The organism is Allobosea sp. R86505, from assembly GCF_042466375.1.
Lineage (GTDB): Bacteria > Pseudomonadota > Alphaproteobacteria > Rhizobiales > Beijerinckiaceae > Allobosea.
Window position 1 is genome coordinate 1,744,956 of sequence record NZ_JAXHPY010000001.1, and the last position, 25,280, is coordinate 1,770,235.

Below are 25,280 nucleotides of genomic sequence, written 5' to 3' on the forward strand. Positions count from 1 at the left end.
CTCGTTGATAGCGGCGGCCAGAGCGCCGGGCACAGGCCAAGGCGCCGGCGCTGGCGCGATCTATTCGGCGAGTTCGCGCATCACCTTGATGAGGTCGCTTTTGCCCTCGAAGCCGATGCCTGGGAGTTCGGGCATGACGATGTGGCCGTCCTCGACCCTGACACCGTCGGGAAACCCGCCATAGGGCTGGAACAGGTCGGGATAGCTCTCGTTCCCCCCGAGACCGAGCCCTGCCGCGATGTTGAGCGACATCTGGTGGCCGCCATGCGGGATGCAGCGCGCGGGCGACCAGCCGAACTGGGCGAGCACATCGAGCGTGCGCAGATATTCGACGAGCCCATAGGACAACGCACAGTCGAACTGGAGATAGTCGCGGTCGGGGCGCATTCCCCCGTAGCGGAGGAGATTACGGGCATCCTGATGCGAGAACAGGTTCTCGCCCGTCGCCATCGGTGCCGGATAGAACTCCGACAGCGCCGCCTGGAGCGCGTAGTCGAGGGGATCGCCGGCCTCCTCGTACCAGAACAGCGGATACTGGCGCAGCATCTCGGCATAGGCGATGCCGGTCTTCAGATCGAAGCGGCCATTGGCATCGACCGCGAGCCGCGCCCGGGAGCCGATCTCGGCGAGAACCGCCTCGATCCGGCGCTGGTCCTCGCCGATCGAGGCGCCGCCGATCTTCATCTTCACGACCGTGTAGCCGCGGTCGAGATAGCTGCGCATCTCGGCCCGCAGCTGGGCGTCGTCCTTGCCGGGATAGTAATAGCCGCCGGCGGCATAGACGAAGACCCGCGGGTCGGCCTCGCGGCCCTTCTGCTGCGCCAGCATCCGGAACAGCGGCTGGCCGGCGATCTTCGCCGTCGCGTCCCAGATCGCCATGTCCAACGTTCCGACCGCGACCGAGCGCTCGCCATGGCCGCCCGGCTTCTCATTGACCATCATCGCCGCCCAGAGCCTGTGCGGGCAGAGATTGTCACCGGCTGCGTTGAGGACGCTCTTCGGCTCCGCCTGGAGCAGCCGGTCGCGGAAGCGCTCGCGGATCAGGCCGCCCTGTCCGTAGCGGCCATTGGAGTTGAAGCCGTAGCCGACGACCCGCCGGCCGTCGCGCTCGACATCGGTGACGACGGCGACGAGGCTCGCCGTCATCTTCGAGAAGTCGATATAGGCGTTGCGGATAGGCGAGGCGATCGGCTTGGTGACCTCGCAGACATCGACGATCCGCATCGCGTTCCTCCCTGGTATCAGCATGCCGGTTCGGCATCGTCCTGCGCCTGTGTGGCGGGGTCGGGCTCGCTGCAAACCCTGCTTAAGGCTGGACGTGCCGCCGAGGCCAATGCCAAGTTCGGTTTTGGCCATGCGCGAACGGCATCGGGATGGATTACGATTGGCTGTCGGATTTCGAGGCTTTGGCGGAACACCGAAGCTTCTCGCGGGCCGCCGACGTCCGCAACATCACGCAACCCGCCTTCAGCCGCAGGATTCGCGCGCTGGAGGTGTGGATCGGGACGGCGTTGTTCGAGCGAGGGCCGCAAGGCGCGCGCCTGACGGCGGCGGGCAAGTCCTTTCAGCCTCATGCCCGGGACCTTCTGGGCCTTCTCAACCGGGCCAGGCGCGAAACGCGCGCGGTCGGCGAACGGAAGACCACCGCGCTCGCGATCGCTGCGACCCATGCCCTGTCCTTCACCTTTTTCCCGAGCTGGATCCGGCGGGTGATGCGGTCGCAGGCGCTCGGCCCGATCAATCTGATCTCGGACAGCATGGCGGCGTGCGAGCAGCAGATGCTCTCGGGCGAGGTCCAGTTCCTGCTCTGCCACGTCCATGAGGCCGCCGCCCCGCCCCTCGCGGCCGACCGGTTCCCCAGCCTGCGCGTCGGCGATGACGTGCTCGTGCCGCTCTGCGCGCCGACCGAAAGCGGCGGGCCGCGATGGGCGCTGCCCGGCACGGCCGCGCAGCCGACCCGCTATCTCGGCTACAGCCAGGCCTCCGGCCTCGGGCGGATCATCGCGGCCTGCGGCGGGCTCGAGATCGGCGCCACCGTGACCGGCGTGACATCCCATCTCGCCGCGACGCTGGCGACGATGGCACGCGACGGACATGGCGTCGCCTGGTTGCCGCTGACGCTCGCGGCCGAGGATCTGGGCCGTGGCCGCCTCGTCCGGGCCGGATCGGAACGCTTCGACATCCCGGTCGAGATCCGGCTGTTCCGGTCGGCCGCGCGGCTGAGCGAAGCGGCGGAGGATCTATGGCGCGGTGCGGGTGGTCGCGTCCCCAGCGGGCCTGGTTGAGCGCAGACGGGGCTGATCGACACGCTTGACGACGGCCCTGACGCGACAGGCGATCGCGCGACCGTCTGGCCGGCGGCCATGGCGGAGCCGCCTGGTTGCGCGTCCTGCCATCACTGTCTGCGGCTTGGAGGAAACTGGCTGGGGCGGGAGGATTCGAACCTCCGCATGGCGGTACCAAAAACCGCTGCCTTACCGCTTGGCGACGCCCCAACGCGCCGCGCCTTCTAGAACGCGGCGGGGGCGCGCGCAACCGGCCAGATCGTCGCGAGAGCGCCTCTGCCAGAGGCCGCGGCGGCAGCGCGGGGAGGGCCTGCGGATAATTCGTCACGCATTCGCGCGACGCCTGTTGCGCCGCGGCGCGGCGCTGGCTATAAGCCCGCCACCAGTCAATCGGAGTGTGGCTCAGCCTGGTAGAGCACCTCGTTCGGGACGAGGGGGTCGCAGGTTCAAATCCTGCCACTCCGACCAAAATTTCCCGGGACATCGCAAGACGTTCGGAGACAGGCCCTCACGGGCCTTTTTCTTTGGCGCCGGCCCCCGGCGGCCGTCAGCGCCCGTCCGGCGTCATCGCCATCACGCGGTCGAAGCCGCGTTCGCGCGTGAAGAGACAGCGCAGCTTCTTGACGCCCTCGCGCCCCTTGTCGACCGTGCCGTCGATCTGAAGGCCGCCTTCGGCCGAGGTCGCGATGCGTGACGCGAGGGCGATCCGGCGCGGGGCAACGCCGTACATCGGCGCGGCCTCGGCCCGGCAGCGGTCCCGGAGCATCGCGTCGGACATGCCGGCACTGCTCCCGCCCGGAGTGCCGGTGATCTCGATCGACAGCGTGTGGCGGCAGGTCTCGTTGCGGCGGGCCGCGTTCCTCATCAGATAGACCTGCGCGCGATAGGTCCCCGCCCGCGTCGCCGTCTGTCCGAATTCGTTGCCGGCGACCGAGCCGATATGGACCGCCTCGTCCGAGCCCGGCGCATAGACGTTGACGTAGCAGGATCGGTTCGACGGCGTGAACAGCAACTGCAGCGTCTGCCCGGCGACGGTCTCGAAGGTGTAGTTGATTCCCCGGTCACCCCGGATCGCGCCCTTGACCGTCGCGGCGGTCGCGCCGGGCTGGAACCGGACCGGCACGGTCCGGTCCTGGGCATGGGCCGGGAGGCCGGGCGCCATCGTCAGGGCAGCCCATCCGATGATGAGGAGGCGTGCGATCATGGTCGTCTCCGAGGCGTCCGCTTCCCGAGGATGATCGCCGCACCCGGTAGAGGCGGCAAGAGCCGAGGCGCGGGGGCCTCACGCCGGTGATGGTCAATTGCCCGGCGAGGCTCTAGAAACGCCCGACAGCATCACGGGCATCATCATGAAGCGCGCTTTTCAACTCCTCGGCATCCTCGGCCTCGCGACCCTGCTCGCGGGCTGCGACAAATGCGGCAATCTCGGCCCCTTCTTCACCGGGCCGGAGCAGAAGACCTGCACGAGTTCGACGCCGCAGGGCTGAGCGTCTCCCACCGAATCAGGCGGGCAGGAAACCGGGCAGATATGAAAAAGGCCGGGCTCGCGCCCAGCCTCGATCGTCTCGTCGCTGCGGATCGTTCAGCCGCGACGCTGCAGGACCGACCAGCCGGCGCGGGCGAGGCAGGCGACCAGAGCGAGCTTGAGCAGATCACCCAGGATAAAGGGCTGCACGCCGAAGGCGAAGGCCTTGGCGAAGCCGATGCCGGTGGTGCCGGCAGCCATCTGGGCGCCGAGCGCCAGCCAGCCGAAGCCCAGCGCCATCATCACGACTTCGGCGACGACGAGGCCGCCGACGAGGCGCGGCAGCGAGGCACCGCGCATGGCGGCCCAGCCGGCGATGGCTGCGGCGGCGACGAAGCCCACAAGAAAGCCGCCCGTCGGGCCGACGAGGTAGAGCGGGCCGGCGGCGACCGGCGGCGTGTTGGTGAAGACCGGCAGGCCGGCGAGGCCATAGGCGATGTAGAGCGCGACGGTGGCGGCGCCGAGCCGCGAGCCGTAAGCCGCGCCGACGCCGAAGACCACCAGGGTCTGCAGCGTCATCGGCACCGGCCAGAACGGCACCTTGATCTTGGCTGCGAGGACGAGGAGCAGGCTGCCGACGACGGCGAGCGCGATGTTGCGCAGCAGTGCGGCGCGCGGGCCGGAGACGGCGGGCAGGGCCGCATGGGCCAGCGTCGGAGCCTGGAGGGGAAGCATCTGCGCCATGGGCAAGTCGTCCTGTCTGCGATGGCCGCGCTGCGCGGCCGGCTTTTCCGTCTATAGAAAATGCGGCAAAGCCCCACAAGCCGCGCGGCCCGCGCAGGCTTGCCAGGTGGCCCTGCGGAAACAGGCATGAGCGACGACATCGAATTCGACCGCAGCGCGACGGCTCCTCCCGGCGAGGTGGTGCAGCTGTCGCCCTTGGTCAGGCGCCTGATCGCCGGCAATGGTGGGCCGATGACCTTCACCGGCACCTGCAGCTACATCGTCGGGCAGGGCAAAGTCGCGATCATCGATCCGGGGCCGGAGGACGGGGCGCATCTGGCGGGGCTGCTCGCGGCGGTCTCCGGCGAGACGGTGAGCCATATCGTCGTCACGCATACCCATCGCGATCATTCGCCCGGCGCGCGGGCGCTGAAGGCGGCGACAGGCGCCCCGATCGTCGGCTGCGGGCCGCACCGTCCCTTCCGCGAACTCGCTGCGGGCGAAGCGACGCGCCTCGACGCCGCTGCCGATTCCGAGCACGCGCCGGACCGGCTGATGGCCGAGGCCGACGCCGTGACGGGGCCGGGCTGGACCCTGGCCGCGATCGAGACGCCGGGCCACACCGCCAACCATCTCGCCTTCGCACTGCCCGAGGAGGAGACGCTGTTCTCCGGCGACCATGTCATGGCGTGGTCGACCACCATCGTCGCCCCGCCCGACGGCTCGATGGCGGCCTATATGGCCTCGGTCGAGAAGCTGCGCGCGATGGAGCACGCGCTCTACCGGCCGGGCCATGGCGGGCCGGTGACCGAGCCGCAGCGCTTCCTGCGCGGGCTGGTGCAGCACCGCCGGCAGCGCGAGGCGGCGATCCTCGGCCGCCTGCGGGCCGGGGACGAGCGCATTTCCGCGATGGTGCCGCCGATCTATCAGGGGCTGCCTGCGGCGCTGCACGCTGCCGCGGGCCTTTCCGTGCTGGCGCAGCTCGAGGATCTCGTGATGCGCGGGATCGTCACCTGCGACGAGGCGGTGCCGGGGCTCGGCAGTCGCTACCGCCCCGCCTGAGGCTCAGCGCGATTCGACCAGCAGTTCGACCTCCTCGGCGAAGGCGGCGATCCGGCCCGCGTTGACGCCGAGATCATGGGGGCCCAGGCGGGAGGCCGAGCGGATGTCGATGCGGCTGCCGTCGGCGCGCGGGCGGATGCGGATGGTGATGTCCTCAGCCATCCGCAGCAAGCGCGAGCGCGCCACCGCCTCGATTCGCCCGGCGCCGCTGCGGCCACCGGGGCGCGTCGCCTCCAGAACCTGCCAGCCGCGGGCGATGGCGGCGCGGCGGGCGATGTCGAAGGCTGTCTCGGCAGGGACCTCGAGCACGATCGGCACCGTCTTGGGATAGGCCCGGCGCTGAAGGCGCCGGCGCTCGGCGGGAACGTCGGGCGGCACCCGCCCGGCGCGGGCGTCCAGCGCCACGCGCGAGCGGCTGAAGGCCGGCGGATCGTCGATATCGGTCGAGATGTCGGCCAGGGCCGGCAGGGTGACGAGCCTGAAGACGACATAGGCGGCCGGCACCAGCATCAGCACGCCCATCAGGAAGGCGCCGGCCGCCATGCCGACTCCGCGGTGGCCCGACTGCCAGATGCGGGCGAAGGCCATCAGCGACAACAGGAGCGCCAGCAGGGCGACGCCATAGGCGGCGACGACGGGCGCGAGGCCTTCCAGCGTCGGCTCGCCGCTGCGGAAGACGAGCAGCGCGAGCACCAGCACCGCCAGCGCGAACCAGGCCAGGCGCCGGCTCCAGAGCGCGGCACGCGAGACAGGCTCCTCGAAGACGAGACGGCGATGCATGGGCCAGTGGTGCAATTCCCGGCGCGGGAAGGCAAGCCGCCCCGGGCCATCCGCGGGTGATTCGGTAGCCGCGGGGCGGCAGGCTCAGTTGAAGGATTTCCAGTTCAGCGAGCGACGCTTCGCCTCGGCGATCTGGGCCGCGCTGTAGACATGCGGCTTCAGGATCCTGAGATAAATGTCCTTCGGCACGCGGTTGGGGTTGGGGCCGATCAGCTCGCGGTTGGCATCCCAGATCAGTGGCCACATGTGATAGGTGCCGTAATAGCTCAGCGAGACCTTGGAAAGCATCGCGCCCTGAGCCGGGACATAGTGCATCGCCAGCACGTCCGAAGCCGGCGGAGAGCCCGGCGAAGGGTTCTGCGGCAGCGGGCCGGCATCCCGGTCCGCAAGGAAGGCGTCGAAATCGGCCTGCAGCTTGGCGACGGATACCGAGGGACTCAGGGTGATCATGGCGGCCGCGCGCACGACCACGGCGCCGAGCGGGCCGAGCCGGTCCAACTGGTTCGCCAGAGCAGGATCGAGCGCCCAGTTGCCGATGTCCAGAATCGGCTCGTTCGTGAGGCGGAAATTCACGCCATAGCGCCGGGCGAGGTCGTCGAGACTCGAAAAGACGCCGGCGCGATCGAAGATCCGGACGCTGCCGCCACCGCTTCGCCCGACGACAATGAAGTGGCCGACCGGCTCGCCCAGACTGGTGGTGCCGTCGAGGAAAGCGATCGTGACGCCATCGACGCCTCGCGCATGAGTCGCCAGGTCATGCCATGTCCGGATGTGGCGACCCGACGTCGCGCTGACATGAGCGCCCAGGCTCCGGAGAGCCTTGCCGATCTCGATGATGGTCATCCCCTTGCGCGAAATGGCGTCGAGCGGGCGGCCGGTTTTCTTGGCGATTTCCGCAAGCGGAACGACGATGGAGCTTCCCGTCCGCTGCATGGCCTGCGCTGCCGCGATGAGGCCGCAGACGCCGCCCCTGATCCGCCGCCAGATTGCGACATTTGATACTCGCTGGGTTACGCCGCCGACGAAGGGGATCATCAGGTTGCCGGTTCCCCGAACGACCCGGCCGACGGGGGTGACGCTGAGAAGACGCAAGACGTCCTCGGCAATGCCGAGCTTGCTGCCTTCGGCCGCACCGGTCCCCAGTTGCATCATGTCCAGCGCGAGCATCTCGGGGACGCGGATCGGCGCCATCGAAATGTCCTCCATGGTGGCGTTCATCGTCGCCATCAGCACGACGGCGAAATTGTCGGGATTGGCCTCGATCCAGGCCTTGGCTTGGACATGCCGGTTCGGTTCGCTGAAATTCTTGCGGTAGAATTCGGCCAGTTCCGCTGCGACATACATGGGTCTGTCCCGCTGCTCAGGAAGCGATGGGCAGAAGGCTCGCATGACGCTTCGGCATTTGCCTGTTTCGCGCGGAACAACCGGGCTCGCCTGTCCCGCCGAGATGGTTTAGGCGTGATCCATCGTGACGGGGGCCCAGAACGTGCCGGATTTGAAGACAGTGCCGCGTGCCGATGCGACCGAGCCGGACCGCGTCTGGTTCCGGTTCATGCGGTTGCACCAGCGCATGCTCGGCCAGATGACCGGCCGGATCAGGGCGCTGGGCCTGTCGATCCCGCAATTCGATCTGCTGTCGACGCTGACGGAGCGCGAGGGCATCAGCCAGAACGAGTTGGCGGAGCGGCTCTACGTCACCAAAGGCAATGTCTCGGGTCTGGTCGACCGGCTGGTGCAGGCGGGCCTCGTCGAGCGGCGCGCCATCGCCGGAGACCGGCGCTCCTATGCCATGCATCTGACGCCGGAGGGGCGAAGGCTGGCGGAGGACGGCATCAGGGCGCAGCGCGACTTCGTGGCGCAGACGCTCGGGAAGCTGCCGGAGCAGGACCTGGCGGAGCTCGACCGGCTGGTGCTGGCCTGGCGCGATCTGGCGAGGGCCGCCGACGAGGACCGGATGGCCGGCTGAAACCGGCCTCGAGCGCTATGGAGCCGGGCTGATCTTCGCCACGATCTGGCTGCCGCCAGGCTCATCGCGCAGCACGAGACGCTCATGCGCCGCGACCTCGCCGAGAAGCATCTCTCCGCTCGCGGTCAACGCCGTCGCGTGCCTGCGCACGAAAACGATCACCGGCCGTTTGCCGGCCACGGCCCAACGCCGCAACTGTTCGAGATAGGGCTCCTTGCGCCAGGCCTGTGCGGCCCCGGGATCGGCCTGCACGAAGAGCCAGCGGGTCGCTGCGTCCATCGTCAGGACGAAACGGGCCTTCTCGGGCTTCCACTCCGGGCCGAGGAAATCCTGCGTCATCCATAGGCAGAGGAAATCGCGGCATTGCTGCGGACGTGCGTCGTAGATCTTGCAGCCACGGCCCGGAAGGCAATTGGGGCACCAGTTGCCTGCGGTCGCGCCGGCCGCCGGGACGTCATAGACCTTGCAGCACAGCGTACAGGTGCCGCAACTGCGGCCGGGCGCGATCAGGCTCGTCATCATTTCCGTCCGGCCGCCGGGCGACGGCCGGCGCCGCATCAGCATGGCGAGGGCGGATGGCGCTGGCAAGCACGGCCCTGCGGCAGAGTCTGCGTCGGGTTGCGATAAAATCGCTGAGAGCTTGCGCCGGCCGCAGTCTATGGTGACGGGAGACGCCACTCGCATCAGGGGAACCGCACGATGCTGTCCAACCTCGCCGTCCGGGACATCGAGACCCTCGTCCATCCCTATACGAACCTCGCGACGCATCGCGAGACGGGTCCGCTCGTGCTCGAGAGCGGCAAGGGCGTCTATGTCTACGACAGCGCCGGCAAGGAGTATCTGGAGGGCATGGCGGGGCTCTGGTGCACCGCGCTCGGCTACTCCAACCAGGAGCTGATCGAGACCGCCTATGAGCAGATGAAGAAGCTGCCCTTCCAGCACATCTTCGGCGGGCGCAGCCACGACCCGGCGATCGAACTGGCGGAGAAGCTGAAGGAGATCGCGCCGGTGCCGATCTCGAAGGTGTTCTACGGCGCCTCCGGATCGGACGCCAACGACACCCAGATCAAGATCGTCTGGTACATGAACAACGCGCTCGGCAGACCGCAGAAGAAGAAGATCATCTCGCGGCTGAAAGGCTATCACGGCGTCACCGTCGCCTCGGCCTCGCTGACCGGCCTGCCCAACAACCATATCGATTTCGACCTGCCGCTGCCCGGCATTCTCCACACCTCCTGCCCGCACCATTACCGCTTCGCCGAGCCGGGCGAGAGCGAGCAGGATTTCTCCTCGCGCATGGCCGCCGAACTGGAGGAGATGATCCTGCGCGAGGGCCCCGACACCGTCGCCGCCTTCATCGCCGAGCCGGTGATGGGCGCGGGCGGGGCGATGACGCCGCCGGCGGGCTATTTCGAGAAGATCAACGCGGTCCTGGCGAAGTACGACATCCTGTTCATCGCCGACGAGGTCATCACCGGCTTCGGGCGGACCGGCAACATGTTCGGCACGACCACCTATGGTCTGGCCGCCGACACGCTCTCCTGCGCCAAGCAGATCACCTCGGCCTATTTCCCGCTCAGCGCGGTGATGATGAACGAGCGGGTCTACGAGGTCCTCGTCGACCAGAGCCGCAAGATCGGGACCTTCGGCCACGGCAACACCTATGCCGGCCATCCGGTCGGCTGCGCGATCGCGGTCAAGACGCTGGAGATCTACCAGCGCGACAAGATCGTCGAGCATGTCCGCAGCGTCTCGCCGACCTTCCTGCGCCGGCTGACCAAGCTCGAGGAGCATCCGCTTGTCGGCGAGGCGCGCGGCGTCGGCCTGATCGGCGGCGTCGAGCTGGTCAGGGACAAGGCGACCAAGGCTTCCTTCGAGATCAAGAAGGGCGTCGGACCGAAATCGGTCTTCTTCGCGCAGCAGGAGGGCCTGATCCTGCGCGCCATGGGCGACCGGGTGGCCTTCTGCCCGCCGCTGATCATGAAGGAGGCGGAGATCGAGGAGATGTTCAACCGCTACGAGCGCGCCCTCGACAAGACGCTCGCCTGGGCCAAGGCGGAAGGTCTGCTCGCGGCCTGATGCGGAAGCGGCACTTCGGTGCCGCGCGTGCGATGCAGGTCGTTCACGATTGTGGCGCAATGTGACGTTGCGACACAAAACGCCGCGAACGCATCACGATCATGCCGTTTTGGAGTCCCGATCTGAGGTCAGCTTGCGATGTGGCGACGGACCCGTCGCCACATCGCAGCCAACCCAGTCGGACCCCATGACGAGCCCGTCCCAACCCCGCCGCCCGATTCCCGCCCATGCGAGTTTCCACGATGCCCATGCCCGGGAGGCCTATGCGTCCTGGTTCAAGCCCATCGCGCTTCCCGCACTGGCGGCTGGAACAAGGCGTGCTCCGGCTGCGTTGGATCACCGTACGAAGGATGCACCATCCCGGCTTGCCGGTGTCCTTCGTAATGGCTTCGACGACTGACCTTCGAGACTTCTTCGAGACCCTCCATGCTTGACCGGCGCAGCGTCCTTCGGACACTCGCCGGTCTTTTTTTGGCCGTGACGGGGACGGGCGCCTATGCTGCGATCTGGGAGCCTGGGCGCCAGGTCATCACGCGCTACCGGTTGACGCCGCGCGGTTGGCCCGAGGGACGCAGGCTGCGGCTGGCAGTGCTTTCGGACCTGCATGTCGGATCGCTGCACGTGCCGCTCGCCCGCGTCTCCGAACTCGTCGCCGCCACGAATGCGCTCGAGCCCGACCTCACGCTGCTGCTCGGCGATTTCGTCGCCAGCCGGCGGCGCGTCGCCTCGGACCCCGCCATGGCGGACTGGGCGGCCGAACTCGCGAAGCTCGAGGCCCGCAACGGCGTCTTCGCCATCCTCGGCAATCACGACTGGTGGCATGACGAGCCGACGCAGGCGCTGCGGGCCGGCCCGACCCAGGTCGGCCAGGCCCTCGAGCGCGCCGGCATCCCGGTGCTGGAGAACCGCGCCTTGCGGCTGTCCACTCAGGCAGGCCCGCTCTGGCTGGCCGGCCTCGGCGATCAGATCGCCTTCCTGCCGCGGCTGCGCGGGCGCCCGCACGGGATCGACGATCTGGCCGGCACGATGGCGCAGATCGCCGATGACGGGGCGCCGGTGATCCTGATGGCGCATGAGCCGGACGTCTTCGCCCGCATGCCCGACCGGGTGACGCTGACCTTGTCGGGCCACACCCATGGCGGACAGGTCCGGTTCCTGGGCTGGGCGCCGATCGTGCCGTCGCGCTACGGCAACCGCTACGCCTATGGCCATGTCCGAGAGGGAGGGCGCGATCTCGTCGTGTCGGCCGGCATCGGCACGAGCCAGTTGCCGATCCGGTTCGGGATTCCGCCCGAGATCGTGCTGATCGAACTGGGGTGAGCGGCGCGCGCCGGCCCCGGCTTCAGGTGACGATGACCTTGGTGCCGTTGGGCACGCGGTTGAACAGGTCGATCACGTCGATGTTGCGCATCCGGATGCAGCCGGAGGAGGCGGAGCGGCCGATCGTCTCCGGCTCGTTGGTGCCGTGGATGCGGTAGAGCGTGTCGCGGCCGTTCTGGTAGAGGTACAGGGCGCGGGCGCCGAGTGGATTGTCCGGGCCGCCTTCCATGCCGCCGGCGCGCGGAGCGAGGTGCGGCCAGCGTGCGATCATCTCGGCGGGCGGCGTCCAGCGCGGCCACTCCGCCTTGCGCTGCACGATCGCCTCGCCGGTCCAGCCGAAGGCCTCGTCGCCGGTGGCGACGCCATAGCGGATCGCCTTCTTGTTCGGCAGGACGTAATAGAGATACTTCTCCCGGGTATCGACGACGATCGTGCCGGGCGCCTGGCCGGTGGGATCGGTAATCTCATAGGGAAGGTGCGTCAGGTGGTGTTCGAATTTCGGCACCAGCGCGATGTACTCGGCATCGCGTGACGACAGAGCCGGCGCGTTGACGCTCTTGTACTGGCACGCCCCCAGCAGGGTCGACATCGCCAACGCGAGGATCACGGTCTGTTTCATGACGTCCACCAGACGGCCTGCAAGCCATCCTTATGATGAATTCAGGGTTAACGCTTGGTATCCACCGGCTGCAGGGGCGGCACGACCGAACGAGACTTGCTCTAGGCCGGAAACGGGGGGCGTGCAATTTGGGTTCCGCGCAGGAAGCGCCCACCCTGCTTTTCGCCCCGCACCGTGGCCGTATGGTCACGCTTTCTCCGCCCGCCAGTCCGAAAGCGCCCCGCCGTGACGACCTTGCTGATCACCCACCCGTCCAGTCTGGCGCATGAGACGCCACCCGGCCACCCGGAGCGGCCCGATCGCATCCGGGCGGTCGAGGCCGCGTTGGAAAGCGAACGGTTCGCACCGCTGATTCGCGAGACCGCCCCGCAGGGCACGCTCGAGCAGATCGGCCTCTGCCATCCGCACGACTTCGTCGAGTCGGTGCTGGCCGCTTCGCCGGCCAGCGGGCTCGTGCCGTTCGACGCCGACACGATGATGTCGCCGGGGACGGTCGGTGCTGTGATGCATGGCGTCGGCGGTGCGGTGCAGGCCGTGGACGAGGTGATGACGCGACGCGTCGCCAACGCCTTCAGTGCCACGAGGCCGCCGGGCCACCATGCCGAGAGCGTCAAGGCGATGGGGTTTTGCTTCTTCAACCAGGCGGCGATCGCGGCGCGGCATGCGCAGCGCGCCCATGGCGCGGAGCGCGTCGCGATCATCGACTGGGACGTCCATCACGGCAACGGCACCCAGGAGATCTTCTGGAGCGATCCGAGCGTGCTCTACGCCTCGAGCCACGAGATGCCGCTCTATCCGGGCACCGGTGCCCTGTCCGAGCGGGGAGCCCATGGCACGATCGTCAACGCGCCGCTGAGCGCGGGAGACGGGTCCGACGCTTTCCGCGAGGCGATGGACAGCGTGCTGCTGCCGCGCATCGACGCATTTGCGCCCGATCTCATTATCATTTCGGCCGGGTTCGATGCCCATTGGCGCGACCCGCTCGCCAATCTCAACCTCAAGGAGACCGACTTCGCCTGGGCGACGCAGCAGCTGATGGAGATCGCGGACCGACGTTGCGGCGGGCGCATCGTCTCGGTGCTGGAGGGCGGCTACGACCTGGAGGGGTTGTCGCGGTCCGTGGCCGCGCATGTCATGGCACTGATGCGCGGGTGACGCCGCGCTGCACCGGGCCGGTGAGGGGCGTTCATCATGGGTTCAGAGGTGCGTGGGCAGGAGAACCGTGCTAGTGCGGGGGCACGTTGCGGCACTCGCCCGGCCGGGGGAATCGACTGGGAAAACGGCGTCGGGTCGCGCGTTTTCCAACAAGAACGAGGTGCGTGACGGCTGCATCGGACCGGGGAGGGCGCCAGGACGCGTCGCTTCGCGAGACCGGTCGGCTGCGCGCAGCGGGGCGCGATGAACGACATGACCATGCTGCCGGGAACGGCAGACCAGGCAAACCCGACCGTCGTCGCCATGATGGCGGGCGAGAAGCGTCCCGATCTGCTGCGCGACGAGGTGCTGGGTGAAATCCTGGCCGCCACCGTCGAACGCCGTGGGGGGCATCCCGCCCTCGTCGATGGCACCCGCCGGCTGAGCTATGACGAGGTCTGGGCGCAAGCGGGCCGGCAGGCGCGCGGGCTCGCGCTTCAGGGGGTCGGGCCGGGCGATCTCGTCGGACTGTGGATGCCCCGCGGCATCGACCTGCTGATCGCGCAGATCGCGATCACGCGCGCAGGCGCGGCGTGGATTCCGTTCGACGCCGAGGCGCCGGTCGAGCGCATCGCGATCTGTCTCGCCGACGCCCAGGCGAAGGGCATCGTGACCTGCGCGGCCTGGAGCGGCCGCGCCGCCGCCACCGAACGCAACGTCTGGACGCCTGAGGCGCTGGCGCAGGGCGATGACGGGCATCCGATGCCCGCCCGGGCGGCCGGGCTGACGCGCGAACACCCGGCCTATCTGATCTACACCTCCGGCTCGACGGGAACGCCGAAGGCGATCGTCATCAGCCATCTCAACATCTGCCATTTCCTGCGCTCAGGGAACGCGCTCTACGGGATCGGCCCCGACGACGTCGTCTTCCAGGGGGCCTCGGTCGCCTTCGACCTGTCGATGGAGGAGATCTGGACGCCCTATCTCGCCGGTGCGACGCTGTTCGTGGCCTCGCCGGAGATGATGGGCGATGCCGAGAATCTGCCGGCGATCCTGACGCAGGCCGGCGTCACCGTGATCGACACGGTGCCGACGCTGCTCGGCATCCTGCCCGAAGACGTGCCCTCGCTGAAGCTGATCCTGCTCGGCGGCGAGGCGCTGCCGCCGGCGACCGTGCAGAAATGGTCCCGGCCGGGCCGACGTATCCTCAACACCTACGGGCCGACAGAGGCGACGGTGGTGGCGACGGCGGCGGAGGTCCTACCGGGCGAGACGGTGACCATCGGCCGGCCGATCCCCAACTACACGGCCTATGTCGTCAATGAGGCGATGGCGCTCGTGAGCCCCGGCGAGCAGGGCGAACTCCTGATCGGCGGCCCGGGCGTGGCCAGCGGCTATCACGGCCGGCCCGAGCTGACGGCCGAGAAATTCATCGCCAACCCGTTCGGGCAGCCCTTCGGAGCCGACGACCCGGTGCTCTACCGCTCGGGCGATGCGGTCAGCATCGACGAGGCCGGCAACATCGTCTTTCACGGACGCATCGACGACCAGATCAAGATCCGCGGCTTCCGCGTCGAGTTGGGCGAGATCGAATCGAAACTGGCCGAGGAGCCCGGCGTCAATCAGGCGGCCGTGGTGATGCGGACCGATGACGAGATCGAACGTCTCGTCGCCTTCGTCGTGGCCGAGCCGGGCGTCGCCGTGGATGGTGCCGTGCTGCGTGCGGCGCTGCGCGACAAGCTGCCGCCCTATATGGTGCCGGCGCATTTCGAGGCGGTCGGCTCGCTGCCGCGCATGGTCTCCGGCAAGGTCGACCGGCGGATGCTGAAGGCGGCGCCGCTGACGGCGCCGAGCGCGCAGGGCGAGCAGGAGCCGCCGCGCAACGCCACCGAGGCCGCGCTGCTGGAGGCCGCCAAGCGCGTGCTGGGCGCATCGAGCCTGCCGCTGGAGGCCGACTTCTTCGTCGATCTCGGCGGGCATTCGCTCCTGGCGGCGCGCTTCATCTCGATCGTCCGCGAGAACCCGTCCTATGCCGGCATCACGCTTCAGGACGTGTATGGTGCGCGCACGCTGCGCGGCATGGCCGCGCTGCTCGACGGGCGCGGGATCGCGGAGGCGCAAGACCTCTCCTTCACGCCGCCGCCCCTCCTGCGCCGCTTCCTCTGTGGTCTTGCGCAGGCGGCCGTCCTTCCGGTCATCATCGGCCTTGCCACGACGCAGTGGCTCGGCATCTTCGTCACCTACATGCTGCTGTCGGGCGAGGATCTGCCGCTGGCCGGGCAGGTCATCGCGCTGCTGGGCGTCTATGTCGCTATCACGATCGTCACGGGTTTCATCGCCATCGCGCTGAAGTGGCTGGTGCTGGGGCGGACGAAGCCCGGCGTCTATCCGCTCTGGGGCGTCTATTACTTCCGCTGGTGGTTCGCGTCCCGCATCGCTGGCCTGGTCCATCTGAAATGGCTGCAGTCGACGCCTGTCATGCGCGTCTACTGGCGGCTGCTCGGCGCCAAGGTCGGTCGCGACGTGATCATCTCCGATTACGAGGCGGGCGCGGTCGACCTGGTTAGCATCGGAGACGGCTCCTCGCTGGGCGCCAAGACGACCTTCGCCAATGCCGAGGCGATCGGCGACAAGCTGGTCATCGGCCGGATCACCATCGGCAAGGATGTCTATGCCGGGTCCTCCGTGGTCTTCGGTCATGACTGTGTCGTCTCCGACCATGCCGAATTGCTCGACCTGACGACCGTGCCGATCGGCGGACAGGTCGGCGAAGCCGAGATCTGGGACGGTTCGCCGGGGCGCAAGATCGGGATGGTCGATCTGGCGGCCCTGCCGCCGCAGGCCGAAGCGAGCCCCCGTCGACGGGCCGGGATGACGGCCTTCTACATCCTGATGCTTGTCGTGCTGCCGCCGGTGAGTCTGCTGCCGATCTTCCCGGCCTTCATGCTGTTCGACAAGATCGACGACTGGATCGCGACCTGGTCGGAGATCAGCTATCTCTGGTATCTGCCGCTCCTGACCTGGCCGACCGCGATCGGGCTGGTCACGCTGACGGTGTTCCTGATCGCCGCGCTGCGCTGGGCGATCCTGCCGCGCGTGTCGTCAGGGTCCTATTCGATCCATTCCGCGTTCTTCGCCCGCAAATGGACGGTGGGCCTGGCGACGGAGGTGACGCTCGAGACGCTCTCCTCGCTGTTTGCGACGATCTATATGCGGGCCTGGTACCGGATGATGGGCGCGGCGATCGGCAAGGGCTCGGAAATCTCAACCAATCTGTCGGGTCGCTACGACGTGACCGGCATCGGTGCCGGCAACTTCATCGCCGACGAGGTCGTCTTCGGCGACGAGGACATGCGGCGCGGCTATATGCGCCTCGACATGACCCGCACCGGAGATCAGGTCTTCGTCGGCAACGACGCGGTCGTGCCGCCGGGCGCGCAGATCCCCGACCGCGTGCTGATCGGCATCAAGTCGAAGCCGCCCGCCAATGAGCGCATGCAGCCGGGCGACACCTGGTTCGGCTCGCCGCCGATCCAGTTGCCGAACCGGCAGAAGGTCGATCTCGGGGCGGACTGGACCTATCGGCCGTCCTGGCAGAAGCAGACGCTGCGCGGCGTCTTCGAGGCGCTTCACACCTCCTTCCCGGCCATGCTGTTCATCACCTTCGGCACGATCGCGGTCGATCTCGTCCTGCAGGAGCGGATCAACCAGCGCGACTGGCTCGGGCTCGTCCTGTCCTTCATGGCGGTCGCCGTGCTCATCGCCGTGGCACAGGCGCTGATCTGCGTCGCGATCAAATGGCTGATGATGGGCGTCTACAAGCCGCTGATGAAGCCGATGTGGTCGTGGTGGGCGATGCGGACGGAGTCCATCGCGGTTCTCTATTCAGGCCTCGGCGGGAAAGTGCTGTTCGAGTATCTGCGCGGCACGCCGTTCCTGCCCTGGTTCCTGCGGCTGTTCGGCGCCAAGTTCGGCCGGGGCGTCTGGATGGACATGACCGACATCACCGAGTTCGACTGCGTCACCGTCGGCGATTTCTGCCAGATCAACGCCCATTCCGCGCTGCAGACGCATCTCTACGAGGACCGCGTCATGAAGGTCGGCCGGGTGCATCTCGGCAAGGGCGTCTGCGTCGGGGCGGCGGCGACGGTGCTCTACGACACCCGCGTCGGGGATTTCGCGCAGATCGGCCTGCTCACCGTCATCATGAAGGGCGAGAACCTGCCGGCGCATACGTGCTGGGAGGGCGCACCGGCCGTGCCGGCGGGGGCGCCCGCGGGCCATTGATCGGCAGCATGGCGTTTGACCGCCAGTCCTGCCCGGGACTATGAGCCTGCACGGATTTCTGTGCAGGTTTCCATGTCCCACAACTCCTTCGGCCATCTCTTCCGCGTCACGACCTTCGGCGAGAGCCATGGGCCGGCCATCGGCTGCGTGGTCGATGGCTGCCCGCCGCTGATCCCGCTGAGCGAGGCCGACATCCAGGGCGATCTCAACCGGCGCAGGCCCGGCCAGTCGCGCTTCACCACGCAGCGCCAGGAGCCCGATCAGGTCCGCATTGTCTCGGGCGTCTTCGCGCGGGAGAGCGACGGGGTGCAGGTCACGACCGGCACCTCGATCGGCCTGATGATCGACAATGTCGACCAGCGCTCGAAGGATTATTCCGAGATCAAGGACAAGTACCGGCCGGGACACGCCGATTTCACCTATGACGTGAAATACGGCATCCGCGACTATCGCGGCGGCGGGCGCTCCTCGGCGCGCGAGACGGCGATGCGGGTGGCGGCGGGCGCGATTGCGCGCAAGGTCGTGCCGGGCCTGATCGTGCGCGGGGCTCTGGTGCAGATGGGGCCTCACAAGATCGACCGCGCCAACTGGGACTGGAATGAGATAGCCAATAACCCGTTCTTCTGCCCGGACGCCAAAGCGGCCCAGCTTTTCGAGGGCTATCTCGACGGTGTCCGCAAGTCGGGCTCGTCGACGGGCGCCGTGCTGGAGATCGTGGCGGAGGGCATGCCGGCGGGCCTGGGCGCGCCGATCTATGGCAAGCTCGACGCCGAGATCGCGGCTGCGCTGATGAGCATCAATGCGGTGAAGGGCGTCGAGATCGGCGACGGCTTCGCGGCGGCGGAACTCTCCGGCGAGGAGAACGCCGACGAGATGCGGGCGGGCAATGACGGGCGGCCGCTCTTCCTGTCCAACCATGCCGGCGGCATCCTCGGCGGAATCTCGACGGGGCAGCCGATCGTGGCGCGCTTCGCGGTCAAGCCGACCTCGTCGATCCTGGCGACGCGGGCGACCGTGACGCGCAGCGGCGGCGAGGCCGAGATGTTCACCAAGGGGCGACACGACCCCTGCGTCGGTATCCGTGCGGTGCCTGTGGGCGAGGCGATGGTCGCCTGCGTGCTGGCCGATCATTTCCTGCGGCATCGGGCGCAGGTCGGCGTGGTCGAGCCGCGCTGGCCGTTCCAGGAGTGATGGCCAGCCGGCCCCTGACGATACGTGAGGCCTCGCTTGCATTTCAGTCATACTGAAATTGCGTAGCTGCTTCATTGCGGATGAAGGGTTGCTGCCTTAGCTTAGCGCGATGAAGCTCGACGCCTGGCTCACGCAGAACAAGATCGGCCGCAGCGCCTTCGCGCGATTGGTCGGCCTGTCGCCGGCCAGCGTGACGGCGCTCTGCAACGACCAGAGCGCCTGGATTTCGCGCGAGAGCGCCGAGCGCATCGCCGCCGCGACCGGCGGCGCCGTCACCCCCAATGATTTCCTCGGCCTCGTCAGGCCGCGCGAGGCCACCATGCCCACCAACATTACTGCCACCATCGAGGCCTTCGCCCGCGGCGAGATCGTCATCGTGACCGATGACGACGATCGCGAGAACGAGGGCGACCTGATCGTTGCCGCTTCGCTGTGCACGCCGGAGAAGATGGCCTTCATCATCCGCAACACCTGCGGCATCGTCTGCGCGCCCCTGACCGCATCCGAAGCCCGGCGCCTGCGGCTCGACCCGATGGTGTCCTCCAACGACGCGCCGCTGGGCACGGCCTTCACCGTCACGGTCGACGTCAAGCACGGGCTGACGACGGGCATCTCGGCCGAGCAGCGCTGCAACACCGTGCGGGCGCTGGCGAACGGCAACATGGGCGCGGGCGATTTCGTCAGGCCGGGCCATGTCTTTCCGCTGATCGCCAAGGAGGGCGGGGTGCTGATGCGCTCGGGCCATACCGAGGCCGCGGTCGATCTGTGCAAGCTCGCCGAGCTGCCGCCGGTCGGCGTCATCTGCGAACTGGCCAATGACGACGGCACGGTGATGAAGGGTCCTCAGATTGCGGCCTTCGCCGAAAAGCATGGTTTGAAGCAGATCACGGTGGCGGACCTCATCGCCTATCGCCAGTCGCGCGAGAAGCTGGTCGAGCGGGTGCACTCCTTCCCGGTCAAGACCGCCTTCGGCGAGATGACCGGCCATGTCTACGTCACGCCCTTCGACGACACGCAGCACTTCGCTTTCGTTGCCGGGAAGATCGGTGACGGAGAGCGTGTTCCCGCCCGGCTGCACCGGGCCGATGTCGTGGCCGATGTGCTGGGCGGCGCGAGCGCGATCCAGTGCGCGTTGCGGCGTTTCCAGCAGGATGGGCGCGGGGTGCTGGTCTATCTCCGCGACGGTTCGGCCGGTGTGCCGATCAAGCCGGTGGAGGAGGGGGCCGAAGCCCAGCGCTCCCAGCAATGGCGCGAGGTCGGGCTCGGCGCGCAGATCCTGCGCGATCTCGGGGTGCGCTCCATCATCAACCTCGCCTCGTCGTCGCGCTCATTCGTCGGACTGGGCGGCTTCGGCATCGAGATCGTCGAGACGCAGCCGCTGGTCTGAGTCAGATCCAGTCGGCGCGGCGGCCGGTGACCACGAGAATCTTGCCCTGCCAGATCTCGACCATCGAGGCCTTGGCCGGCGGCACCGCGCCGACGAGGGCGAGGACGGCGCGGGCGACGCCGCCATGGCTGACGATCACCGTCTCGCGCGACAGTGCTTCCAGCACCGGCCGGATGCGTTCTGCCAGCATGCCGTAGCTCTCGCCGCCCGGCGGCACGAAGCTCCACTTGTCGCGCTCGCGCAGCTGCGCCTGCTCGCGCTCGGCCTTGCGGATGTCGCGCCAGGTGTAGCCCTCCCAGCTGCCGAAGGTGAGTTCCTTCAACCGGTCGTCGGTGCGGTAGGCGCCAGCCTCCAGCCCGAGCGTGGCGCGCAGGATGTCCATCGTCTCGCGCGCCCGCTGCATGGGGGAGCCGATATAATCCAGCGCGGCGAAGCCGGGTGCCAGGGTCCGCAACCGCTCCGCAGCCTCAGCGGCCTGCCGGCGTCCGAGATCGTTCAGGGGAATGTCCTGGCCGCCCTGGAGACGGCCTTCGCGATTCCAGTCGGTCTCGCCGTGGCGGATGAGGATGAGCCGGTGCGGGAGCGTGATCGGGACCATGGCGGGCTTCTGCACGTTGCCGGCCGCGAGGTCAAAGCATCCGGCGGGCGCGGGGCCATGCGTCGCAGCCATGGCCGCGGGCAAGCGTTTCGTTTGGCCTGCCGCAGCCGACGGTCTATAGGCGGGCCTCCGCTTCCTTCGGACCCCGCTTCATGCCGCCGGCCCTGACATTGCCCGATGGTCGCAGGCTCGCCCTGAATGACCGCCCCCTGCTGATGGGGATCGTCAACATCACGCCCGATTCCTTCTCCGATGGCGGGATGCTGCAGAATGCCGAGCAAGCGATCGCGCATGGCGTGAGGCTGGTGGAGGAGGGCGCCGACATCGTCGATGTCGGCGGGGAATCGACGCGGCCCGGCCATGCCCCGCTCGATGCCGCCACCGAACTCGGACGGGTGCTGCCGGTCATCGACGGCCTGCGCGAGCGGGTCGGAACGCCGCTGTCGATCGACAGCTGGAAGGCCGAGGTGGCGGAGGCGGCGCTGACGGCGGGCGTCTCGATCGTCAACGACGTCTGGGGCGCGCAGCGCGACCCGGCCATCGCCGGCGTTGCGGCGCGTCATGGCGCACCGATCATCCTGATGCACAACCGCGAGACGACCGATCCCGGGCTCGACATCCTGTCCGACGTGCTGCGCTTCCTCGAACGCTCTATCGCGATCGCGCTGGAGGCCGGCGTCCCGCGCGAGCAGATCGTGGTCGATCCCGGCATCGGGCTGTTCGGCAAGACGCCGGAGCAGTCGCTGCGGCTGATCCGCGAACTGGCAAAGCTCGAGAGCCTCGGCTGCCCGGTCCTGCTGGGCGCCTCGCGGAAATCGGTGATCGGCGTCGTCACCGGCCAGAGTGTCCCCGCCGAGCGTGTCGCCGGCAGCGTCGCCGCCCATCTCTATGGAGCGACGCAAGGAGCGGCCATCATCCGCGCCCATGACATCGCTCCTCATGTGCAGGCGTTCAAAGTCTGGGCCGCCCTGTCACAGTCTTCGGAGCCCAGCGCGTGAGCGAAACCGGCGTCATCCTGATCGAGAAGCTCGATATCTACGCCTATCACGGCTTCTTCTCGGAGGAGGAGCGGCTGGGGCAGCGCTTCGTGCTGGACCTCGCGCTGGAAACCGACCTGAGGCCCTCCTCGGTGAGCGATGCGCTGGCCGACACCGTCAACTACGGCACTGTGGTTGGCGTGGTGACGGAGGTCTTCACCACGCGCCGCTTCAATCTGCTGGAGGCGGCCGCCCGCGCCGTTGCGCTGGCGGTGCTGGAGCGGTTTCCGCCCGTGACCCGCATCGAGGTGACGCTGCGCAAGCCGACGCCGCCGATCCATGCGACGCTCGCCAGCGTCGGCATCAAGCTGAGTTTCGCGCGTGAAGGCTGAGGCCGCGCTCGGCCTTGGCGGCAATCTGGGCGATCCGGTGGTGGCCTTCGCGACGGTGCTGCGGCGGCTGGAGAGGCATGAGGCGGTCGCGCGGGTCCGCCCGTCCAGCGTCTATCGCACGGCACCCTGGGGCAAGCTCGACCAGCCGGAATTTCTCAACATGGCCGTTCTGGTCGAGACGGATCTGCCGGCGCGGGCATTGCTGGATTTGTGCCTTGCTCTCGAACGCGAGGGCGGCCGGGAGCGGCGCGAACGCTGGGGGCCGCGCACGCTCGACATCGACATCCTGACCTATGGCGGGCAGGTGATCGACGAGCCGGGGCTGCAAGTTCCGCATCCGCGGATCGCGGAACGCGCCTTCGTGCTGGCGCCGCTCGCGGAGATCGCGCCGGGGCTGGTGATCGGGGGGCGATCGGTCGCCGACCTCCTAGAGGAGGTCATCGACGAGACCATCCGCCGGGACCCGGCCGCGACGGAGCGGCTGCGGATGATGCCGGTGGTCTAGCTTCGCCTCACTCGGCCTTGTCGAGCGTGATGTCCGGCGCCGTCGGCACCTTCATGCCGACGACATGGTATCCGGCGTCGACATGCAGGATCTCGCCGGTGATGCCGCGCGACATGTCGGAGACGAGGAACACGGCGGTCTCGCCGACTTCCTCGATCGTCACGGTGCGGCGGAGCGGCGAGTTGTACTCGTTCCAGCGCAGGATGTAGCGGAAATCGCCGATGCCCGACGCCGCGAGCGTCTTGATCGGCCCGGCCGAGATCGCGTTGACGCGGATCTTCGAGGGGCCGAGATCGGCGGCGAGGTACTGCACGCTCGACTCCAGCGCAGCCTTCGCGACGCCCATGACGTTGTAATGCGGCATCCACTTCTCGGCGCCGTAATAGGTCAGCGTCAGCATGGAGCCGCCATCGGTCATCAGCTTCTCGGCGCGCTGGGTGACGGCGGTGAAGGAGTAGCAGGAGATCAGCAGCGACTTGGTGAAGTTCGCTTCCGTGGTCTCGACATAGCGGCCGGTCAACTCGTCCTTGTCGGAGAAGGCGATGCAGTGGACGACGAAGTCTAGCTTGCCCCAGAGCTTCTCGACCTCGGCGAAGACGGCGTCGATCGAGGCGGAATCGGTGACGTCGCAATGGCCCACGACATGGCCGCCCAGCTCCTTGGCGAGCGGCTCGACGCGCTTCTTCAGCGCGTCGCCCTGATAGGTGAAGGCGAGCTCGGCGCCGGCGTCGGCTGCGGCCTTGGCGATGCCCCAGGCGATCGAGCGGTTGTTGGCGACGCCCATGACGAGGCCGCGCTTGCCCTTGAGGAGATTGGCGGTCGGCCGGGCGAGGGCGTTGGAATCAGGCATCGGGAACCCGCAAACTGGAAAAGACGAGGCCGTCTCTTAGAGCATGGCGGCGCCAGTGGGAACCGGCTTTGCCGGAAGCCGAGGGCTCACGGCGTGCGGGCCTTCATCAACGCCAGCAACTCGGCATCGCTCTCCGGCATCTCGATATCGATCGAAACGAACAGATCGCCGACCGTCTCGCCCTCGCCCTTGAGGCCCTTGCCACGCAGGCGGAAGGACCGGGTGGTGCCGGTCAGAGGCGGAATCTTCATCTCGACCGCACCGGTGAGCGTCGGCACATGCACCTCGCCGCCGAGAACGGCGCGCGCCAGCGGGACGGGAACACGAATCCGCAGGTCGTTGCCCTCGACGGTGAAGCGCGAATCCGGCTTGACCTTGATCGTCATCAGCACGTCGCCGGCCTGGCCCGAGAACGGGTCGGTCGGGCCGAGTCCGCGCAGGCGCATGACCTTGCCGTCGGCGACGCCCTCGGGGATCGTGACCTCGACCTCGCGGCCGCTCGGCAGCCGCACGCGGCGCGTCGCGCCGGTCGCGGCCTGGGCCAGCGTCACCTCCAGCGTGAAGCTCTGTTCCGGCGGCTTGGGGGCCTCGCCACGGGTTCGACCCGCCCGGCGCGCGGCGTCCCCGAACAGCGAGCCGAAGATGTCGGAGGGATCGAAACCCGCGCCGGCGCCGCCACCGGCGCCGAAGGGGTTGCTGCCGCCGCCCTGGCCGAAGTTGAACTCGAAGCCGCCGGCCCGGCCGCCGCGGCCCGCGCCCATGCCCTCGAAGCCGGAGAATTTCGGCTTGCCCTCGCCATCGATCTCGCCGCGGTCGAACTGCTTGCGCTTGGTCTCGTCGCCCAGGATCTCATAGGCGCCGTTGAGTTCCGCGAAGCGGTCCTGCGCCTTCGGATCGTCCTGGTTGCGGTCGGGATGCAGATCCTTGGCACGGCGGCGATAGGCCTTCTTGATCTCCGCCTCGCTCGCCGTGCGGGCGACGCCCAGAATCTGATACGGGTCGCGCATCGATGAACCCCATGTGGCACTGGCGACCGGCCCGCCGGGACACGCGCCGGAGGCCAGCCTGATCGTCGAGCCTTATCTGGGAATGGTGTGGCCTGAGTGCAACAGCCGGCGCGGCAGATCGATGGCGCCTCAGGCGATCAGCCCGTGCCCTTCCAGGGAGCGACGTCCTTGACGGCCCATTCGCCGCCCGAAGGCCGGCAGGCCGTGCCCTGCAGCTTCGCGGGTTTCGTCTGGGTCTGGACCTGGGCGATGAAGGCGCGGCAGATTTCGTCGGCCCGCAGGAAGGGGCCGCCGACGGGAATGAAGGAACCCTTCACGCCACTCTGGGGATTGTCCCAGGAGACGGCGGCGCCGTTGCCCTGCGGGTCGAGCGCGACCGCCATCGCGCCTTCGGCGCGGCGCAGATCTTCGGGGCCGAGTTCGGAGGTCAGCGAGGCGAGGGCGCCCGGCCTGCTGGCGCCGCGCGCGGGCAAAACCGAGGAGGTCGTGACGATCTCGTCCTCGGCCTTGCTCGACAGCCCCAGAATGGGAAAGGACACCGAGCAGCCGGCACCGGCCAGGGCCAGAATAAGGGCCGCACCAAGGCTGCGGATGCGCATGACGCGGCTGCGCTGCGGAAGGCTTTGGGACGGCCGCCGGCCTGTCCTATATAG

General features: G+C 68.3%; 24 protein-coding genes and 2 tRNA genes. 14 read left to right on the plus strand and 12 right to left on the minus strand.

Annotated features, from left to right (window positions below):
* Positions 1-60 precede the first annotated feature (60 nt).
* A complete protein-coding gene (locus SJY11_RS08340; protein WP_376986137.1) occupies positions 61-1,224 on the minus strand; it encodes a mandelate racemase/muconate lactonizing enzyme family protein in 1,164 nt (387 codons plus the stop codon).
* Positions 1,225-1,373: 149 nt separating this feature from the next.
* On the opposite strand from SJY11_RS08340, the gene SJY11_RS08345 reads away from it, so the two are divergent.
* Positions 1,374-2,285 (plus strand): LysR family transcriptional regulator, encoded by a 912-nt coding sequence (locus SJY11_RS08345; protein ID WP_376986138.1) that lies wholly within the window; start codon positions 1,374-1,376, stop codon positions 2,283-2,285.
* A gap of 135 nt (positions 2,286-2,420) precedes the next feature.
* On the opposite strand, the gene SJY11_RS08350 is transcribed toward SJY11_RS08345, so the two are convergent.
* Positions 2,421-2,495, minus strand: a tRNA-Gln gene (locus SJY11_RS08350).
* A 181-nt stretch (positions 2,496-2,676) separates the two neighbouring features.
* On the opposite strand from SJY11_RS08350, the gene SJY11_RS08355 reads away from it, so the two are divergent.
* Positions 2,677-2,753 (plus strand) — tRNA-Pro (locus SJY11_RS08355).
* Between the two features lie 79 nt (positions 2,754-2,832).
* On the opposite strand, the gene SJY11_RS08360 is transcribed toward SJY11_RS08355, so the two are convergent.
* On the minus strand, positions 2,833-3,489 hold the full coding sequence (locus tag SJY11_RS08360) for a hypothetical protein (RefSeq protein ID WP_376986139.1): 657 nt from the start codon (positions 3,487-3,489) through the stop codon (positions 2,833-2,835).
* A gap of 145 nt (positions 3,490-3,634) precedes the next feature.
* Here SJY11_RS08360 and SJY11_RS08365 point away from each other — a divergent pair, with 145 nt between their 5' ends.
* Entirely contained in the window at positions 3,635-3,772 is a 138-nt protein-coding gene (locus tag SJY11_RS08365; RefSeq protein WP_171905198.1) for a hypothetical protein, read from the plus strand.
* A gap of 95 nt (positions 3,773-3,867) precedes the next feature.
* On the opposite strand, the gene SJY11_RS08370 is transcribed toward SJY11_RS08365, so the two are convergent.
* A complete protein-coding gene (locus tag SJY11_RS08370; RefSeq protein ID WP_376986140.1) occupies positions 3,868-4,494 on the minus strand; it encodes a biotin transporter BioY in 627 nt (208 codons plus the stop codon).
* Positions 4,495-4,620: 126 nt separating this feature from the next.
* Between SJY11_RS08370 and SJY11_RS08375 the strand changes: the two genes are divergently transcribed.
* Complete coding sequence (locus SJY11_RS08375) at positions 4,621-5,535, plus strand: MBL fold metallo-hydrolase (RefSeq protein ID WP_376986141.1); 915 nt, start codon at positions 4,621-4,623, stop codon at positions 5,533-5,535.
* 3 nt (positions 5,536-5,538) lie between these two features.
* Here SJY11_RS08375 and SJY11_RS08380 read toward each other — a convergent pair whose 3' ends face one another.
* Positions 5,539-6,315: a DUF1499 domain-containing protein gene (locus SJY11_RS08380; protein WP_376986142.1), complete on the minus strand. Its 777-nt coding sequence runs from the start codon at positions 6,313-6,315 to the stop codon at positions 5,539-5,541.
* Between the two features lie 84 nt (positions 6,316-6,399).
* Positions 6,400-7,659 carry a LysM peptidoglycan-binding domain-containing protein gene (locus SJY11_RS08385; RefSeq protein ID WP_376986143.1) on the minus strand — a complete coding sequence of 420 codons (1,260 nt, stop codon included), beginning with the start codon at positions 7,657-7,659 and terminating at the stop codon, positions 6,400-6,402.
* Positions 7,660-7,867: 208 nt separating this feature from the next.
* On the opposite strand from SJY11_RS08385, the gene SJY11_RS08390 reads away from it, so the two are divergent.
* Positions 7,868-8,281 carry a MarR family winged helix-turn-helix transcriptional regulator gene (locus tag SJY11_RS08390; protein WP_376989280.1) on the plus strand — a complete coding sequence of 138 codons (414 nt, stop codon included), beginning with the start codon at positions 7,868-7,870 and terminating at the stop codon, positions 8,279-8,281.
* Positions 8,282-8,296: 15 nt separating this feature from the next.
* Here the strand turns inward: SJY11_RS08390 and SJY11_RS08395 are convergent, their stop codons facing one another.
* Complete coding sequence (locus SJY11_RS08395) at positions 8,297-8,800, minus strand: YkgJ family cysteine cluster protein (RefSeq protein ID WP_376986144.1); 504 nt, start codon at positions 8,798-8,800, stop codon at positions 8,297-8,299.
* A 180-nt stretch (positions 8,801-8,980) separates the two neighbouring features.
* Between SJY11_RS08395 and SJY11_RS08400 the strand changes: the two genes are divergently transcribed.
* Together SJY11_RS08400 and SJY11_RS08405 are read left to right on the plus strand one after the other, a co-directional pair.
* The gene (locus SJY11_RS08400) at positions 8,981-10,360 is read left to right on the plus strand and encodes an aspartate aminotransferase family protein (protein WP_376986146.1); all 1,380 of its coding nucleotides are present in this window, start codon (positions 8,981-8,983) and stop codon (positions 10,358-10,360) included.
* Between the two features lie 426 nt (positions 10,361-10,786).
* Positions 10,787-11,680 carry a metallophosphoesterase gene (locus SJY11_RS08405; protein ID WP_376986147.1) on the plus strand — a complete coding sequence of 298 codons (894 nt, stop codon included), beginning with the start codon at positions 10,787-10,789 and terminating at the stop codon, positions 11,678-11,680.
* A gap of 22 nt (positions 11,681-11,702) precedes the next feature.
* Here the strand turns inward: SJY11_RS08405 and SJY11_RS08410 are convergent, their stop codons facing one another.
* Positions 11,703-12,299 carry a L,D-transpeptidase gene (locus tag SJY11_RS08410; RefSeq protein WP_376986148.1) on the minus strand — a complete coding sequence of 199 codons (597 nt, stop codon included), beginning with the start codon at positions 12,297-12,299 and terminating at the stop codon, positions 11,703-11,705.
* A 225-nt stretch (positions 12,300-12,524) separates the two neighbouring features.
* On the opposite strand from SJY11_RS08410, the gene SJY11_RS08415 reads away from it, so the two are divergent.
* The 4 genes from SJY11_RS08415 to ribB all read left to right on the plus strand — a co-directional run bounded on the left by SJY11_RS08415 (position 12,525) and on the right by ribB (position 20,298).
* Positions 12,525-13,454: a histone deacetylase family protein gene (locus tag SJY11_RS08415; protein WP_376986149.1), complete on the plus strand. Its 930-nt coding sequence runs from the start codon at positions 12,525-12,527 to the stop codon at positions 13,452-13,454.
* 243 nt (positions 13,455-13,697) lie between these two features.
* Complete coding sequence (locus SJY11_RS08420; RefSeq protein ID WP_376986150.1) at positions 13,698-17,720, plus strand: Pls/PosA family non-ribosomal peptide synthetase; 4,023 nt, start codon at positions 13,698-13,700, stop codon at positions 17,718-17,720.
* Between the two features lie 72 nt (positions 17,721-17,792).
* Positions 17,793-18,911 (plus strand): chorismate synthase, encoded by a 1,119-nt coding sequence (gene aroC, locus SJY11_RS08425; RefSeq protein WP_376986151.1) that lies wholly within the window; start codon positions 17,793-17,795, stop codon positions 18,909-18,911.
* A gap of 109 nt (positions 18,912-19,020) precedes the next feature.
* On the plus strand, positions 19,021-20,298 hold the full coding sequence (gene ribB / locus SJY11_RS08430; RefSeq protein WP_376986152.1) for a 3,4-dihydroxy-2-butanone-4-phosphate synthase: 1,278 nt from the start codon (positions 19,021-19,023) through the stop codon (positions 20,296-20,298).
* A 1-nt stretch (position 20,299) separates the two neighbouring features.
* Here the strand turns inward: ribB and SJY11_RS08435 are convergent, their stop codons facing one another.
* Positions 20,300-20,896, minus strand: a complete 597-nt coding sequence (locus SJY11_RS08435; RefSeq protein ID WP_376986153.1) for a histidine phosphatase family protein — start codon at positions 20,894-20,896, stop codon at positions 20,300-20,302.
* 152 nt (positions 20,897-21,048) lie between these two features.
* On the opposite strand from SJY11_RS08435, the gene folP reads away from it, so the two are divergent.
* From folP to folK, 3 genes are read left to right on the plus strand one after another with little or no spacing between them, the layout of a single operon-like run.
* Complete coding sequence (gene folP / locus SJY11_RS08440) at positions 21,049-21,894, plus strand: dihydropteroate synthase (protein WP_376986154.1); 846 nt, start codon at positions 21,049-21,051, stop codon at positions 21,892-21,894.
* A complete protein-coding gene (gene folB / locus SJY11_RS08445) occupies positions 21,891-22,265 on the plus strand; it encodes a dihydroneopterin aldolase (protein ID WP_326905896.1) in 375 nt (124 codons plus the stop codon). The genes folP and folB overlap by 4 nt, the downstream gene beginning before the upstream one ends.
* Positions 22,255-22,770 carry a 2-amino-4-hydroxy-6-hydroxymethyldihydropteridine diphosphokinase gene (folK, locus tag SJY11_RS08450; protein ID WP_376986155.1) on the plus strand — a complete coding sequence of 172 codons (516 nt, stop codon included), beginning with the start codon at positions 22,255-22,257 and terminating at the stop codon, positions 22,768-22,770. Before folB ends, folK begins: the two co-directional genes overlap by 11 nt.
* Positions 22,771-22,777: 7 nt before the next feature.
* On the opposite strand, the gene fabI is transcribed toward folK, so the two are convergent.
* From fabI to SJY11_RS08465, 3 genes are all read right to left on the minus strand, one after another.
* Positions 22,778-23,620: an enoyl-ACP reductase FabI gene (gene fabI, locus SJY11_RS08455; RefSeq protein WP_376986156.1), complete on the minus strand. Its 843-nt coding sequence runs from the start codon at positions 23,618-23,620 to the stop codon at positions 22,778-22,780.
* Between the two features lie 86 nt (positions 23,621-23,706).
* Complete coding sequence (locus tag SJY11_RS08460) at positions 23,707-24,627, minus strand: DnaJ C-terminal domain-containing protein (protein WP_376986157.1); 921 nt, start codon at positions 24,625-24,627, stop codon at positions 23,707-23,709.
* A gap of 137 nt (positions 24,628-24,764) precedes the next feature.
* Complete coding sequence (locus SJY11_RS08465) at positions 24,765-25,226, minus strand: RT0821/Lpp0805 family surface protein (RefSeq protein WP_291821290.1); 462 nt, start codon at positions 25,224-25,226, stop codon at positions 24,765-24,767.
* Positions 25,227-25,280 lie beyond the last annotated feature (54 nt).